The following is a 14,986-nucleotide window of genomic DNA, read 5'->3' on the forward strand; positions in this document are numbered from 1 at the left end:
ACCGGAATCGGCCCTATATCTGCGGCCATGTCGACTCCCGAACCCCGCCACACCCGCTGCCTGATCATCGGATCGGGTCCCGCCGGCTACACCGCCGCCATCTATGCCGCCCGCGCGCTGCTGAAGCCCGTGCTGATCGCCGGCATCCAGCCCGGCGGCCAGCTGACCATCACGACCGACGTCGAGAACTATCCCGGCTTCGCCGACGTCATCCAGGGCCCCTGGCTGATGGACCAGATGAAGGCCCAGGCCGAGCATGTGGGCACCGAGTTCGTCAGCGACATCGTGCTGTCGGCCGACCTCTCCAAGCGCCCGTTCCACATCAAGACCGACAGCGGCCAGGAGTGGTTCGCCGAGACCCTGATCATCGCCACCGGCGCCCAGGCCAAGTGGCTGGGCCTGGAGAGCGAGAGCAAGTTCCAGGGCTTCGGCGTTTCGGCCTGCGCCACCTGCGACGGCTTCTTCTATCGCAACAAGGAAGTCGTGGTCGTCGGCGGCGGCAACACCGCCGTGGAAGAGGCCCTGTTCCTGACCAGCTTCGCCAGCAAGGTCACGCTCGTCCACCGCAAGGACGAGCTGCGGGCCGAGATGATCCTGCAGGAGCGCCTGCTGGCCCATCCCAAGATCGAGGTGATCTGGGACAGCGCCATCGACGAGGTGCTGGGCGACTCCAATCCGATGGGCGTCACCGGCGTGCGGCTGAAGAACGTCAAGACCGGCGAGACGCAAACCGTCCCCTGCGACGGCGTGTTCATCGCCATCGGCCACGCCCCGTCGTCGGAGCTGTTCAAGGACCAGTTGGAAACCCACGCCGGCGGCTATCTGACGGTCAAGCCGGGCACGACCTCGACCGCCGTCGCGGGCGTCTACGCGGCCGGCGACGTCACCGACGACATCTACCGCCAGGCCGTCACGGCCGCGGGCATGGGCTGCATGGCCGCCCTGGAGGCCGTGCGCTTCCTGGCCGAGGAAGACCACAAGAAGGCCCACCACCCGATCAGCCACCACGAGGCCGAGAAGATCGGCGCCTGGTAATGCTGATCCGGGAAGCGGCGGCGGAAGACGCGGCGGAGATCCACGCCGTGGTCGCCGCCGCCTTCGGCCAGACTCCTGAAGGCCACCAGGGTGAAGCCGCCCTCGTCGACGCCTTGCGCGCGGACGGCGACGTCCTGGTCGAGTTGGTGGCCGAGGAAGACGGCTTCATCGTCGGCCACGTCCTGTTCAGCGCCCTGGCGACCGACACCGGCCGGCGCTTCGCCGCCCTGGCCCCGCTGTCGGTGCTGCCCGCGCGCCAGCGGGACGGTGTGGGCCTGGCCCTGATGCAGGTCGGGCACGCCCTGTGCCGCAAGGCCGGGGTCGAGGCCGTGATCGTGCTGGGCCACCCCGACTACTATCCCCGCGCCGGCTATGACGCGGCCGCCGCGGCCACCGTGAAGGCCCCGTTCTCCGGCCCTTCCTTCATGGCCCTGGCCCTGACGCCGGGCGCGCTGGACCAGCCGGTCGCGGTGACCTACGCCAAGGCCTTCGGGATCTAGCGCGCCCCTCGGAGAAGACGATGAAGGCCTATCTGGTGCTCGACTTTTCCATCCACGACCTTCGCGGCTTCATGCCCTATGTCGCGGCGATCCCGGCCTTCATCGAAAAACACGGCGGCCGATACATCGTTCAGGGCGTCAAGCCCGAGGTCGTGGAAGGCGACTGGACGCCCGACCGCATGGTGATCCTGGAATTCCCCTCGCGCGACCACGCCGCCGCGTTCCTGCAGGACCCCGAGGCTCAAGCCCTGTTCGCCGTCCGCCATGGTGCGACCGACAGCAAGCTGGTCCTGGTCGACGGCTGCGACTGAGCCGGCGTCGGGCGCCGAATTCTCGTTGCAACCTGACGTTGGCGAACTAGGGTCTTCCCCAAGAACGGCGAACCGGGGGGCTCACCATGCGGCGATACGTGATCGGAGTAGCCACGGCGCTTGGCCTGCTCGGCGGCCAGGCGGTGGCCCAGGGTCCCATCGCGGCGGACACACAGGTCAGACTGAACCAGGAAGACGCCGCCCGCTACTATCCCGACCGGGCCAACCGCATGGGCGTATCCAGCTGGGCCCGGCTGCGGTGCGTGCCCACCGAAAAGGGCGTGCTGGCCGATTGCGTCGTGGTCGGCGAGGGTCGTCCCGATTTCGACTTCGACAACGCCCTGATCAAGATCGCCCGCCTCATGCGGATTCCGGTCGACCAACGGGAGCAGCTGGCGGGCAAGCCGATCTATGTGTTCCACGCCTTCCAGCATCCGAAGGGCCTCAGCGACGTCGATCCCGTCCAGGCGCCCTCCCGCGAGACCATCGAGGCCGCGCGCCCCAGGGACGCCGCGCCGATCGGCATGACGACGCTCACCTGCTTGGCGCCCCTGGCCCCGTCGGGCGGGCTGTACGACTGCACGGTCGTGGCGGAGTCCCCCGCCGGCCAAGGCTACGGCGCCGCCGCGATCGCCCTGGCCGGCGCCTATCGCGCCACCCTGCCGACGCCCGAGACGGTCCAGGTCAGCGTCTCGACCCACGGCCGGTCGGAGAAGAACCCCTCGGGATGGACGGCCTGGGTCGCGGGCGGCCTGACGCAGGCGCCGAACACGGGCGTCAGCGCCAAGGACCTGCCCCCCGCCAGCATGAGCTTCGACTGCCGATGGACGCCCGACGGACGATTGCGCGAATGCCGCCCCGACAAGATGCGGATGCGGCTGCAGCGGGTGTCCCGCAAAGCCGCCAAGGCCGTGAAGGCCATCCTGCCCGAGATACGGCTGACCCGGACGGTGATGTTCAACGTCAACTGGGGCCAGTAGGACCGCCGCCTAGTTCAGCGGATTGACCAGGCTGGGCGGCCTTTGCACCGGTTTGGGCGGCGGCGGGGGCGGGGCCGGCGGCGGGGCCTCCTCGACGGTCTTGACCGTGGTGTCGATCACCGGAGCCTCCAGCGCGCCCAGGGCCTTGTTGATCCGGGCCACCTCTTCCGGCGTGGGCAGGCGGCGGCCGCCGCGCATGGCGGCGGCGGGGTCGCCGGTCAGGGGCGGCAGAATCTCGACCACGCCCTCGGGGCTGACGATCTTGGCCGGCTCGCGGGTGACCACCGGCAGGACGCCCGCGGCCGCGGCGGCGGCCAGGCTGCCGGGCGGGGCGGCCTCCAGGGTGCGCGGATCGGCGCCCATCAGGATCTCGTCCGAGAGGGTCTCGTCGCCCGAATAGCGCCCCCGGAAGGCGGCCTGCGTGCCCGACCGTCCGGTCCAGCGGTAGAAGACGTGCGTGCCCAGGGTGGTCAGCTTGACCAGGGTGGGCGCCCAGTACGGATAGACATAGTCGGCGTGATAGTGGGTGGCCGCGCCGACGTCCTTGGCCACGAAGCCGTTCAGGGCCCGCTTGGCCACGATCTCGGCGTTGGTCCAGACGGCCGGGCTGATCGCCCGCTGCAGCGAGCCGTCGCAGGTGAAGCTGAACTGGCAGCCGGTGCCTCGCGCCGCGCCCTCGTAGATCACCCCGCAGACCGACTTGGGATAGCCCGGATGGCGCATCCGGTTGATCACGGTCTGGGCCACGGCCTGCTGGCCGGCCAGGGGCTCGAAACCGGCCTCGAAATAGACCGCCTGGGTCATGCACAGCAGGGCCTTGCGCCGCTGCTCGGGCGCGCCGGTCAGGATGAAGGGCCTCGAGGCCTCCAGCGCCGCCGGGCTGGCGGCCTTGAAGCCGTTGATGACCCGCGCCTCCACGAAGTCGGCCTCGCGGTCGCCCAGGCGCGGGATCTTGTGCAGGTCCAGCTTCTCCCAGCCGCGCACCCGGCCCCAGTAGTCGGTGTGGGGACGCGGATCGTGGCGGCGGGCCAGGGCCAGCATGGCCAGGTCCATGTCGGCGGTGTAGCGAGCCAGGCCCGCGTCGGAGAGCGAGCGGGTGATGGTCGCCATCCCGCCGGCCCGGCCGAAGCCGTCGGGCAGGTCGTCGCCCGCCGACGCGCACGCCGAAAGGCCGCCGAACGCGACCAGCGCGACGGCGGCCCTGACGGCCATCCTGCGATCGACTAGACCGGGCACGTAGCGTCCCTGAAGACGCCCCCGAAGCGCCCTGGCGTCAGCCTCACTTGCCCCCGAGGGTGGAGCGCAGCATCCAGGCGTGCTTTTCGTGCGCGGCCAGGCGCTGGGTGTAGAGGTCGGCCGTGGCCTCGTCGCCGGCCGCGTCGGCGGCTTCGAAGGCGTCGCGCAGGGTGGCGATCACCGTGCCGTTGTCGGCGAGCAGTTCCTCGAACATGCCCTCCCAGTCCTTCTCGGCGTCGCCGTCCTTGATGCTGGAGAGGTTGCCGAAGGCCGCGTAGCCCATCGGAGCCAGCTCGCCCAGGGCGCGGATGCGCTCGGCGATGGCGTCCAGCGCCGTCCACTCCTCGGTGTACTGGCCTTCCAGCAGCACGTGCAGCGCCTGGAAGTTGGGGCCGCGCACATTCCAGTGGTAGCCGTGGGTCTTCAGATACAGCGCGTAGCTGTCGGCCAGAACCTTGTTGAGGCCCGCCACGATGTCGGCGCGTTGTTTCGCGGTGAAGCCGGTGTTCAGGTTCGCAGCCATCATGATCTCCCGTGTTGCGTGTCCTAGGTAAGCGTGTCCATGCTCTAGGCAAGCGATTATGTGCGCATGGAGTCCCATGAAGATTGAAGATCCGCACGTAAAAACGCCTGGGCGCGCCTGGCCTGAAGCCATCAGCGCCTGGCTGGTTCCCAGGACCCCGCCGCCGTTCTGGCGGGCGGCGCTGATCACCGCGGCGGCGATCCTCGCGGCGATGGGCCTGCGCATAGCTCTGCTGGGGCTGAGCAGCGGGATCGGGGCCACCCAGGCCTTCTTCCCGGCCCTGGTGGTGGTCACCCTCTATGCCGGCTGGCGCTGGGGCGCCGTGCCGATCGTGATCGGTTCGGCCTTCGCCTGGTGGCTGTGGGGCGGACTGCGCGGCGACATCGACCAGGGCGAGATCGCCACCCTCGTGCTGTTCGTGCTGTCGGCGATCATCACCACCGCCCTGGCCCAGGCCCTGCGCGACAACCTGGCCCAGCTGGGCCTGGCGCGCCGCCGCCAGGCCGAGGCCGAGGCCCGCCTGCAGGTGGCCCAGAAATCGGCCGGGGTCGGTCCGTGGGAATGGGACGTGGCCAACAACACCCTGGAGCTGTCGCGCACCGCCCGCGAGAACCTGGGCGTGGCGGTGGACGGCCCGGTCGACATGGCCGCCCTGGTCCAGTGCGTCCATCCCGACGACCGCCCCCTGATCCAGCAGAAGATCCGCGACGCCATCAAGAGCGGCCCGCTCTACGAGGTGGAATACCGCCTGGCCGACCATCCCGACGGCGAGCGCTGGATCCACGGCCAGGGCGAGGTGGTCCGCGACGAGACCGGCCGGGCGATCCGCGTGCTGGGCGTCAATTACGACATCACCAAGCGGCGGCTGGCCGAGGAGAGGCTGCGCGAGAGCGAGGCCCGCTTCCGCGCCCTGGCCGACAGCGCCCCGGCCCTGATGTGGATCAGCCGCGAGGACGGGGCGCGCGAGTTCGTCAACGCCGCCTATCAGGACTTCGCCGGCGTCTCCTACGAGGAGTCGCTGGTGCTGGACTGGCGCTCGCGGCTGCACGCCGACGACCTGCCCGGCATCCTCAAGGCCCAGATCGCCGGCGAGGCCTCGCGCCGGCCGTTCAACATGGAGGGCCGCTATCGCCGGGCCGACGGCCAGACCCGCTGGCTGAAGTCGTTCTCCCAGCCCCGCCTGGGCCCCGGCGGCGAGTTCATCGGCTTCATCGGCATCGCCTTCGACGTCACCGACGCCAAGGAGGCCGAGGTCAAGCTGACGGGCCTGAACGAGCTCTTGGCCGACCGCGTGCAGGAGGCCCTGTCCGAGCGCGACGACGCCCAGGCCGCGCTCACCCAATCGCAGAAGCTGGAGGCCATCGGCCAGCTGACCGGCGGGGTGGCGCACGACTTCAACAACCTGCTGACCGTGATCATCGGCGCCCTGGACGTGCTGCAGCGCAATCCCGAGGACGAGGGCCGGCGCGCGCGCATGCTGAGCGCGGCCCAGTCGGCCGCCCGGCGCGGCGAGAAGCTGACCCAGCACCTGCTGGCCTTCGCCCGCCGCCAGCCGCTGAACCCGGAAATCTGCCGGATCGACTCCATGATCGTCGAGAGCGAGGGCCTCTTGCGCCGCGCCGTCGGCGAGGGGGTGGACCTGAGCCTGGATCTGAAGGCCGGCGCCCGCACCACCCTGACCGACTCCAGTCAGTTCGAGGCGGCGTTGCTGAACCTGGTGGTCAACGCCCGCGACGCCACCCCGGCCGGCGGCAGGATCACCGTGCTGTCCGAAGGCGTGGACCTGGCCGAGCCGCGCGGCGAGCTGCCGCCCGGCCGCTATCTGCGCGTGGCCGTGCGCGACACCGGCTCGGGCATGGACGCCGAGACCCTGCAGCGAGCCTTCGAGCCGTTCTACACCACCAAGCCGGTGGGCAAGGGCACGGGCCTGGGCCTGTCGCAGGTCTACGGCTTCGTGCGCCAGAGCGGCGGCGAGGTGACCATCGAGTCCGAGCCTGGTGTCGGCACCACCGTCTCCATGTTGCTGCCGGTGCGCGAGGCCTTCAGCCCGGTCGAGGTGCTGGCCGTCCAGCCGCCCGCCACCCGGGCCATGGCCCACGTGCTGCTGGTCGAGGACGACGTGGAGGTGGGCGACCTGATCTCGGCCATGCTCGACGAGCTGGGCCACATGGTCAGCCGCGCCGCCAACGCCGACGAGGCCCTGGTCATCGCCCGCGCCGACCCCACCCTGGGCCTGGTGATCACCGACGTGATGATGCCGGGCGGCAAGAGCGGGGTGGACCTGGCCGTGGTCCTGGCCAGCGAGCGCCCCGAACTGCCGATCCTGCTCAGCTCCGGCTATACCGGCCAGGAACTGGTCCGCGCCGACGAGACCCCCTGGACCTTGCTGCGCAAGCCGTTCGCCCTGGACGCCCTGGCCCAGGCCATGGCCGACGCCTGGGATCGCCACTCGCCGGTCCAGTCGGCGAAGAAGGCGGGGAAGGGCGCGAAGGCCAAGGGATAGGATCGCCGTTCAGGCGGGCTGGCTCCGCCGCCCATATCGGTGTTATTCGGGGCCGATAGCGCAGCTAGAGCCCTCAATGCCTTTTCGCCGGCACGACCGACTTGTCCTGGCGCTGCTCGCGGTCGTGCTCGGGGCCGCCCTGACGGACGTTCCGGCCCAGGCCGCCGCCGGCCGCCTGGTGGCCTTCGACATTCATCGCGACACCCTGGCCTCGGCCCTGTTCGAGGTGGCCAGGCAGGGCGGCGTCGACCTGATGTTCGCCTCGCCGGTCGCCGGCAAGGCCCCGGTCCTGAAGGGCAGGATGTCGGTCGAGACGGCCCTGGCCCGCCTGCTGGAGGGCAGCGGCCTGGGCGTTCGCCGCACGCCCGACGGCGCCTTCGTCGTCTACGCCTTGCCCCCCGCCGCCGCCGCGCCGCCGCAGGTCGACGAGGTGGTGGCCCTGCCCGAGCTCCTGATCACCGGCCGGCGCAGCCAGAACAGCGACATCCAGCGCACCCAGAACGACATCCAGCCCTACAAGGTCTGGGGCTCGCGCGACCTGGCCCTGTCGCACGCCGAGACCCTCGACGACTTCCTGCGCGGACGCCTGTCCAGCAACGGCCAGGTCGGGGCGGCGGTCCAGGATCCCGCCGGCCAGAACGGCAGCAGCCGGTCCGAGATCGATCTGCGGGGCCTGGGGGCCAACCAGACCCTGGTGCTGATCGACGGCCGCCGCATGCCGGGCCTGCCTTCGAACAGCAACGCCTTCCTGCAGGCCGACATCAACGCCGTGCCGCTGTCGGCGGTCGACCGCATCGAGGTGCTGACCGCCACGTCCGGCGGGATCTACGGCGCGGGCGCGATGGCCGGGACGGTCAACATCGTGCTGAAGCGCGACTACCGGGGCGCCGACCTGGCGGTCACCTACGGCGACACCTCCCGCTTCGATGCGCCGACCCAGCGGGTGGACGGCCGGATCGGCTTCACCCCGGACGGCGGCCGCACCGACGTGATGGTCGCCTTCAGCCATGCGATGGGCGCCGACCTGCGGATCGGCGAGCGCGACTATCCCGCCAGGGCCCGGGCGCGGCGCTACGCCAACGACCCGGCCGCGTTCCTGCGCGAACCGCCCGCCAGCACCGCGGTCAGGATCACGAACTACAGCTATTTCGGCCCCGCTTACGCCGAGCCGCTGGTCCTCAAGGACGCCTATGGCGGCGCCGCCCTGGGCGCGAGCTCCACCTTCGTCCCGGTCGGCTATGGCGGCCTCGCCAGCGACGGCGGCGCGCTGCTGACAGCCAACGCCGGAAAGGTCGACGCCGCGTTGGCGCCCGGCCTGATCGACCCGCGGGCCAGCCTGGTCACGCGGCCGGAAACCTCGTCGGCCCTTCTCAGCATCCGCCGCCGGTTCGGCGACAGGGTGGAGGCCTATGTCGACGGCCTGGCCTTGCGCAACGAGGGGCGCTCGTTCAGCCCCCTGACCACCTATGACGAGGTCAATCTGGGCCCCGACGCCCCGGCCAATCCGTTCACCAGCCTGGTCACCCTCGACTATGCGATCCCGGGCCAGTCGATCGAGCGGCGCAACCGCACCACGACGACGCGGGCCACCGCCGGCCTGATCGTCGACCTGCCGGCCGCCTGGAAGCTCAACGCCGACTACACGGTGGGCGACGCCGAGGTCCGCAGCGTCCGGACCGAACACAGCGTCGGCGACGACTACTATGCCGGCCTGGTCGGCGAGCAGCCGCAAGGCCTGCCGGCGCTGTTTCCGCTGGGCGACTACCAGACCTTCCTCAAGGCGCTGGACGCCTATCGGCGCGACGCCACCAGCGTCTACACCCAGTCCAACCGCTTTCGCGTCGTCTCGGCCAGGCTGGCCGGAACGGTCACCGACCTGCCCGGCGGTCCGCTGACCTTGTCGCTGCTGGCCGAGGATCGCCGCGAGCACGTCCCGACCGCCACCTTCGTGAACCCGCCTAGCGGCGGCTTCGTCGCGGGCATGCCCGCCAACGTGACCCAGAGCGTCCGCTCCTACTACGCCGAGGCCCGCGCGCCGCTCACGCCGCGAGACGGCGGACCTCTGCTGCTGTCCGGGCTGGAGCTGCAGCTGGCGGCGCGTCGCGACGCCGTGCGGTCGATCCTTCCCGCCAATCTCGAGGACGGCGTGGACACCAACAACGAGACGGTCGACGACCGCCAGGCGGTGTCGGTCTACACCGTGGGCCTGCGGGTCTTTCCGATACGCGACGTGATGCTGCGCGCCAGCGCGGCGTCAGGCTTCCTGCCCCCGGCCATCGGCCAGTTGGCTTCGGCGACCACGCCCTACGTCTCGGACGCCGATCTCTACGACGCCCTGGGCGGCGAGGCGGCGGGCTACAGATACATCCCGTGGTTCGCCGCGCCGCGCGACGCCAAGCGGGGCGGCGAGCCCATCGGGACCGAGCAGGCGTTCGGCGTCGCCACGGGCGGATCGCGGGCCGCCGAGCGGGCGCGCAGCGTTTCGGTCGGCCTGGTGGCGACGCCCAGCGCCCTGCCCGGCCTGAGGTTCTCGGTCGACTACACGCGCATCGCCAAGACCGGCGAGCCCGTGCTGATCCACGACGGCAGCGTGGACTACTTCCTAAGCCACGAGTCCCTCTATCCGGGCCGGGTGACCCGCGCGGCCCTGACCGACGCCGACCGGGCCAAGGGCTATACGGCGGGGGCGATCACCGGCATCGACGTCACCTCCCTCAGCATCGGCGAGACGATCAGCCAGGCGGTGGACTTCCAGCTGGACTATGTGGTCGCCACCCGAAAGGCCGGCGAGCTGCGGTTCTCCAGCTCGGCGACGTGGCAGCCCTCCCTGAGGCGCCGCCAGGATCTGAATACCGACCCCGTCAATGTGGTCGGCGACGCGGCGGGACCGCTGAGCTGGCGCGGCACGGCGGGCCTGGAGTGGTCGCAAGGCCCGTGGATGATGGGCGTCACCGCGCAATACTACGATCACTACCGGATCGCGCGGGCGGGCCAGAGCCAGGCCGCCATCGACCAGATGGAGCGCTATCAGGGCTCGGCCTGGATTCCCCGCCAGGTCTATTTCGATCTGGCCGGCGCCTATCGCTTCGAGCTGCCGTCCACGGCGCCGGCGCGCTCGATCGAGGTGCGGTGCGGGATCCTCAACGTGCTGGACCACGACGCCCCGGTGGTCGCCGACGCCGCGAGCCTTGGCTACAGCCCCTATGCCGACCCGCGCGGCCGCCGCTTCGAACTGACCCTGCTGGGCCGCTTCTGAAGCGGCCCCTCAGATGGCCTGGGGGAAGTTGAACACCCCCGCCGGGTCGACCTTGGTCTTCAGAGCCCGCAACGGCCCCAGGTTCGGCCCGTAATAGGCCTCGCGGTAATCCACCAGCGAAGGGTCGGCGAAGTTCTGGTAGGCGCCGCCGCCGGCGCGGGGGCGCATGGCGGCGTAGAAGTCGTTCTGCCAGATGTGGTTGCGGTCCAGGAGGGCGGCGTTGTGGTCGTCGGACTCGTTCCAGTAGAGGCCCACCACCATCAGCCAACGGCTGTCGCGGTGGACGAAGGCGGTGTCGCTCCACTTGGGCTTGTTGACCTGACCGCCGGTCTGGAAGAATCGCAGGTCGCAATAGCCGTAGGTCCCCGGCCAGCGGCGCAGGTGGGCGAAACCCGCCGTCAGGTCGTCCAGGCCGAAGGGCCGGTTCACGAAGGCCGAGCGCTCCTGGTAGAAGGTGGGAAAGCCGTCCTCGTGCAGCACGGTCTGGGCGTCCCAATAGTCCAGGTACTTCAGGCCGAAGCCCCCGGTGGGGGCGACCAGGTCCGTGACCGGCCGCAGGATCGCCTCCAGCTCGCCGGGCGGGCCGGCATACTGGCCCAGCACGCTGACCGGCACGTCGTAGCCCGCCGCCACCTGCAGCGGGGTGACCGCCCCGAACGACACCCGCGAGCCCAGGGCGTCGGGCGCGGCGTTCAGCGCCGCCATCAGCCGCTCGCCCAGCACCTCGACCGGCACGCGGCTGGGCGTCTGGGGCGTGCGGCTCCAGGTCAGCTCGAACACCGTGACCTTCAGGCTGGAGACGTCGAAGGTCTGCAGGTCGAAGCGTGTGCTGATCCCGAAATTGCCGCCGCCGCAGCCCCGGGCCGCCCAGAACAGGTCCTTGTCGATCCCCGTCGAGCGGGGCGACAGGTCGTGGATCGCGCCGTCGGCCGTCACCATCCGGACGCCCGTCACCTGGTCGCAGGCCAGGCCCCGGGCCCGCATGTTGAAGCCGATGCCGCCGCCCAGCAGGAAGCCGGCCGCCCCCACCGACGGACAGCGGCCATGGGTCACCGCCCGCTTGTTGAGGGCGAGCGCCGTGTAAAGGTCGCGGTTGCGGGCCCCGGCCTGGACGCTGAGCACCCCGGTGCGCACGTCGTACGAGGCCTGGTTCATCAGCCCCGTCTCGATCATCAGCCCCTCGGTGGTGGAATAGCCGGCATAGGAGTGGCCGCCGCCCCGGGTGATCAGCGGCACGCGCTCGCGCTGCGCCCACAGCAGGGCGGCGGCCACGTCCTTTTCCGAGGCGCAGCGGGCCACGCCCTGGGGCAGGACGTCGGCGTAGCGCAGGTTGTTGGGCAGGACGATCAGCCGGTAGTCGGCGTCGTAGGGCCGCAGCACCCGGCCGGTGGGCATGGCCCGGGCCAGCCTTTGCCAGGCGGCGTCGGGGATGACGGGCTGGGCCTTGAGCCGCCGCACCTCGCGCTCGGAAAAGGCCCGCGCCACGCCGGGCGCCACGGCCGCGCCGGCGGCCAACGCCCCCGTGGCCAGGAAGAACTCGCGCCGGCTGGCGAAGTAGCGCTTGGACTGGCTCATGGCTTTCCCCCTGGTTTCCGCGAGCGTCCGTCCGACCGGAATCGCGCGCCGCTTCCCTGAACACAATCATGACGCGTGATGCACGGAAAGGTTTAATTTGGATCGCCCGTGCGGCCAGGGCGGGCGCCGCATACGGATTTTTCCCCAGGCGCTTTGCAATCCCGCTCGGAAGGTCTATATGTGATCCATCCCTTTTGCTCAATTTCAGCATAAGGGTGACGCCGAGATGGCGCCCAGAGGAACGGGCCCTCGTCTCCGGCGTTTTTTGAGGCCCGAGAAATGCTCAGTTTGAGCATAAGAGAGGATCACATGGCCGACGGCTGCGCGCCCCTCGCCTTCACCCCCGACGTCCAGGCGGCCACCGCCGGCATGTGGGACAAGGTCAAGCACCACGTTACCCCGCTGGAATGGCAGGCCCACGCGCCCCTGATCGCCGAGATCAATCGGCTCAAGCGCGAGAAGAACGCCGTCATCCTGGCCCACAACTACATGACGCCCGAGATCTTCCACGGCGTGGGCGACTTCGTCGGCGACAGCCTGGCCCTGGCCCGCGAGGCGGCCAAGTGCGACGCGGCCGTGATCGTCCAGGCCGGCGTGCACTTCATGGCCGAGACCAGCAAGGTGCTGGCCCCGGAAAAGAAGGTGCTGATCCCCGACCTGCGGGCCGGCTGCTCGCTGGCCTCCTCGATCACCGGCGCCGACGTGCGGCTGATCAAGCAGCGCCACCCCGGGATCCCGGTCGTCACCTACGTCAACACCACCGCCGACGTGAAGGCCGAGACCGACATCTGCTGCACCAGCGCCAACGCCGTGCAGGTGGTCGAATGGGCCGCCCGCGAGTGGGGCGTCGACAAGGTGATCCTGATCCCCGACGAGTTCCTGGCCCGCAACGTCGCGCGCCAGACCAGCGTCAAGATCATCGCCTGGGCCGGCCGCTGCGAGGTGCACGAGCGCTTCACCGCCCAGGACATCGCCGACATGCGCTACGCCTGGCCCGAAGCCGAGATCCTGGCCCACCCCGAGTGCCCGGCCGAGATCCTGGAGGCGGCCGACTTCGCCGGCTCCACGGCGGCGATGAACGACTATGTCGCCCTGCGCAAGCCCAAGCAGGTGGTGCTGATCACCGAGTGCTCGATGGCCTCCAACGTCCAGGCCGAAAGCCCGGGCACCCAGTTCATCGGCCCCTGCAACATGTGCCCGCACATGAAGAAGATCAGCCTGCAGAACATCCACGACGCCCTGCTGCATGACCGGTTCGAGGTGACGATCGACCCGTCGGTGGCCATCCGCGCCAAGCTGGCCGTGCAGCGGATGATCGACCTGCCCCCGCCGACCGTTCCGGCCCGCTACGACCTGGTCAAGGCCCAGCACCACGTGGACGTTGAGCTGATCTAAAAGCCCTTCCCCCTCGATGGGGGAAGGGTTGGGATGGGGGTGGCGCGGCCTATCCGCCTCACCGCCACCCTTGTCTTCTTCGATGGCTGAACCGCCGTGTTCACCCCCATCCCCGGCCCTTCCCCCATCAAGGGGGAAGGGAGTTGGAGCGTAAGATGATTGAGCGCCGCATCCTCTTCGACGGCCCCGTGATCCTCGGGGCGGGCCTGGCGGGCCTGACCGCCGCCCTCGCCGCCGGCAAGGCGCTGGTGCTGTCGCCCGTCCCGCTGGCCACCGGCTGCTCCAGCGCCTGGGCGCAGGGCGGGATGGCGGCGGCGTTGTCGGACGACGACGCCCCGGCCCTGCACGCGGCCGACACCGTCGCGGCGGGCGCGGGCCTGTGCGATCCGGCGGCGGTCGAGCTGCTGACCACCGAAGGCCCCGCCGCCGTCCGCGCGCTCGCCGCCCTGGGGGCGCCGTTCGACCGCCAGGCCAACGGCGACTTCGTGCTCAGCCTGGAAGCCGCCCACGCCAAGGCCCGGGTCGCCCGGGTCGGCGGCGACGGGGCCGGCGCGGCGATCATGGCCGCCGTGGTCGCGGCGGTGCGCGCCGCGCCCTCCATCGAGGTGCGCGAGAACGCCCGCGCCCGGCGGCTGCTCCAGGACGCGACCGGCCGCGTGGTCGGGGTGTTGGCCGAGATCGACGGGACGCTGGTCGAGATCGTCGCCCCGGCGGTGATCCTGGCCACCGGCGGGATCGGCGGCCTCTACGCCGTCACCACCACGCCCGCCCAGGTGCGCGGCGAGGGCCTGGGCCTGGCCGCCCTGGCCGGGGCCGAGATCGCCGATCCGGAGTTCGTGCAGTTCCACCCCACGGCCATCGACATCGGCAAGGACCCCGCCCCCCTGGCCACCGAGGCCCTGCGCGGCGAGGGGGCGATCCTGCGCAATGCGGACGGCCGGGCGTTCATGGCCGACTACCACCCCGCCCGCGAGCTGGCTCCGCGCGACGTCGTCGCCCGCGCCATCCACGCCGAACGCGCGGCGGGTCGCGGCGCGTTCCTGGACGCCACGGCGGCGGTCGGCGCGCACTTCGACCGCGAGTTCCCGGCCGTCTTCGCCGCCTGCATGGGCGCGGGCATCGACCCGCGCGTCCAGCCGATCCCGGTGACCCCGGCGGTGCACTACCACATGGGCGGCGTCGCCACGGACCTGGACGGTCGCACCAGCCTGCCCGGCCTGCTGGCCGCCGGCGAATGCGCCGCCACCGGCGTGCACGGCGCCAACCGCCTGGCCTCCAACAGCCTGCTGGAAGCGGCCGTCTTCGGCGCCCGCGCCGGCCGGGTCGCCCGCGATCTCGCGATGGGCGGCGAACCCGTCGCGGCCGAACCGGCGCCCGACCTGCCCGACGCCGCCCTCCAGATCCTGCGCCAGGCCATGAGCCGCGACGCGGGCGTGATCCGCGACGCCGAGGGCCTGGCCCGCCTGGCCGCCGTGCTCGACGCCCTCGAAGCGGCCCACGACCGCGCCCCCACCCTGGTCGCCGCCCAGCTGATCGCCCGCGCCGCCCTGGCCCGCCAGGAAAGCCGAGGCGGCCACTTCCGCGCCGACTTCCCCGCCACGGCCCTGGCCGAGCGCACCTTCGTCACCCTGGACGCCTCCGCCGTCGGCTTGCGCTACGCGGCGGAATAGGG

11 protein-coding genes are annotated in these 14,986 nt (G+C 71.1%); 8 read left to right on the plus strand and 3 right to left on the minus strand.

Features of this window, described 5'->3' with window-relative positions:
• The first annotated feature begins 27 nt into the window (after positions 1 to 27).
• The 4 genes from trxB (at position 28) to AC07OA_RS02510 (ending at position 2,826) form a co-directional block, all read left to right on the plus strand.
• On the plus strand, positions 28 to 1,035 hold the full coding sequence (gene trxB / locus AC07OA_RS02495; protein WP_494662179.1) for a thioredoxin-disulfide reductase: 1,008 nt from the start codon (positions 28 to 30) through the stop codon (positions 1,033 to 1,035).
• Positions 1,035 to 1,535: a GNAT family N-acetyltransferase gene (locus AC07OA_RS02500; protein ID WP_494662180.1), complete on the plus strand. Its 501-nt coding sequence runs from the start codon at positions 1,035 to 1,037 to the stop codon at positions 1,533 to 1,535. The genes trxB and AC07OA_RS02500 overlap by 1 nt, the downstream gene beginning before the upstream one ends.
• A 20-nt stretch (positions 1,536 to 1,555) precedes the next feature.
• Complete coding sequence (locus AC07OA_RS02505; protein ID WP_494662181.1) at positions 1,556 to 1,846, plus strand: DUF1330 domain-containing protein; 291 nt, start codon at positions 1,556 to 1,558, stop codon at positions 1,844 to 1,846.
• Positions 1,847 to 1,932: 86 nt separating this feature from the next.
• On the plus strand, positions 1,933 to 2,826 hold the full coding sequence (locus AC07OA_RS02510; RefSeq protein WP_494662182.1) for a hypothetical protein: 894 nt from the start codon (positions 1,933 to 1,935) through the stop codon (positions 2,824 to 2,826).
• A gap of 9 nt (positions 2,827 to 2,835) precedes the next feature.
• On the opposite strand, the gene AC07OA_RS02515 is transcribed toward AC07OA_RS02510, so the two are convergent.
• Positions 2,836 to 4,038, minus strand: coding sequence for a cell wall hydrolase (locus AC07OA_RS02515; RefSeq protein ID WP_494662183.1), 1,203 nt, complete (start codon positions 4,036 to 4,038; stop codon positions 2,836 to 2,838).
• Positions 4,039 to 4,105: 67 nt separating this feature from the next.
• Positions 4,106 to 4,585, minus strand: coding sequence for a Dps family protein (locus tag AC07OA_RS02520; RefSeq protein ID WP_494662907.1), 480 nt, complete (start codon positions 4,583 to 4,585; stop codon positions 4,106 to 4,108).
• Positions 4,586 to 4,661: 76 nt separating this feature from the next.
• Between AC07OA_RS02520 and AC07OA_RS02525 the strand changes: the two genes are divergently transcribed.
• Together AC07OA_RS02525 and AC07OA_RS02530 are read left to right on the plus strand one after the other, a co-directional pair.
• On the plus strand, positions 4,662 to 7,088 hold the full coding sequence (locus AC07OA_RS02525) for a hybrid sensor histidine kinase/response regulator (protein WP_494662184.1): 2,427 nt from the start codon (positions 4,662 to 4,664) through the stop codon (positions 7,086 to 7,088).
• 76 nt (positions 7,089 to 7,164) lie between these two features.
• On the plus strand, positions 7,165 to 10,344 hold the full coding sequence (locus AC07OA_RS02530; protein ID WP_494662185.1) for a TonB-dependent receptor domain-containing protein: 3,180 nt from the start codon (positions 7,165 to 7,167) through the stop codon (positions 10,342 to 10,344).
• A 9-nt stretch (positions 10,345 to 10,353) separates the two neighbouring features.
• Here the strand turns inward: AC07OA_RS02530 and AC07OA_RS02535 are convergent, their stop codons facing one another.
• Positions 10,354 to 11,919, minus strand: coding sequence for an FAD-binding oxidoreductase (locus AC07OA_RS02535; RefSeq protein WP_494662186.1), 1,566 nt, complete (start codon positions 11,917 to 11,919; stop codon positions 10,354 to 10,356).
• A 309-nt stretch (positions 11,920 to 12,228) separates the two neighbouring features.
• Between AC07OA_RS02535 and nadA the strand changes: the two genes are divergently transcribed.
• Entirely contained in the window at positions 12,229 to 13,314 is a 1,086-nt protein-coding gene (nadA, locus tag AC07OA_RS02540; protein WP_494662187.1) for a quinolinate synthase NadA, read from the plus strand.
• Between the two features lie 155 nt (positions 13,315 to 13,469).
• Positions 13,470 to 14,984 (plus strand): L-aspartate oxidase, encoded by a 1,515-nt coding sequence (locus AC07OA_RS02545; RefSeq protein WP_494662188.1) that lies wholly within the window; start codon positions 13,470 to 13,472, stop codon positions 14,982 to 14,984.
• Positions 14,985 to 14,986: the final 2 nt, after the last annotated feature.

It is taken from the genome of Caulobacter sp. GW821-FHT09B08 (assembly GCF_059418225.1).

Excerpts from the sequence above, each read along its gene's own strand:
- trxB (WP_494662179.1), top strand. The coding sequence starts at position 28 with ATGTCGACTCCCGAACCCCGCCACACCCGCTGCCTGATCATCGGATCG.
- AC07OA_RS02500 (WP_494662180.1), top strand. The coding sequence starts at position 1,035 with ATGCTGATCCGGGAAGCGGCGGCGGAAGACGCGGCGGAGATCCACGCC.
- AC07OA_RS02505 (WP_494662181.1), top strand. The coding sequence starts at position 1,556 with ATGAAGGCCTATCTGGTGCTCGACTTTTCCATCCACGACCTTCGCGGC.
- AC07OA_RS02510 (WP_494662182.1), top strand. The coding sequence starts at position 1,933 with ATGCGGCGATACGTGATCGGAGTAGCCACGGCGCTTGGCCTGCTCGGC.
- AC07OA_RS02515 (WP_494662183.1), bottom strand. The coding sequence starts at position 4,038 with ATGGCCGTCAGGGCCGCCGTCGCGCTGGTCGCGTTCGGCGGCCTTTCG.
- AC07OA_RS02520 (WP_494662907.1), bottom strand. The coding sequence starts at position 4,585 with ATGGCTGCGAACCTGAACACCGGCTTCACCGCGAAACAACGCGCCGAC.
- AC07OA_RS02525 (WP_494662184.1), top strand. The coding sequence starts at position 4,662 with ATGAAGATTGAAGATCCGCACGTAAAAACGCCTGGGCGCGCCTGGCCT.
- AC07OA_RS02530 (WP_494662185.1), top strand. The coding sequence starts at position 7,165 with ATGCCTTTTCGCCGGCACGACCGACTTGTCCTGGCGCTGCTCGCGGTC.
- AC07OA_RS02535 (WP_494662186.1), bottom strand. The coding sequence starts at position 11,919 with ATGAGCCAGTCCAAGCGCTACTTCGCCAGCCGGCGCGAGTTCTTCCTG.
- nadA (WP_494662187.1), top strand. The coding sequence starts at position 12,229 with ATGGCCGACGGCTGCGCGCCCCTCGCCTTCACCCCCGACGTCCAGGCG.
- AC07OA_RS02545 (WP_494662188.1), top strand. The coding sequence starts at position 13,470 with ATGATTGAGCGCCGCATCCTCTTCGACGGCCCCGTGATCCTCGGGGCG.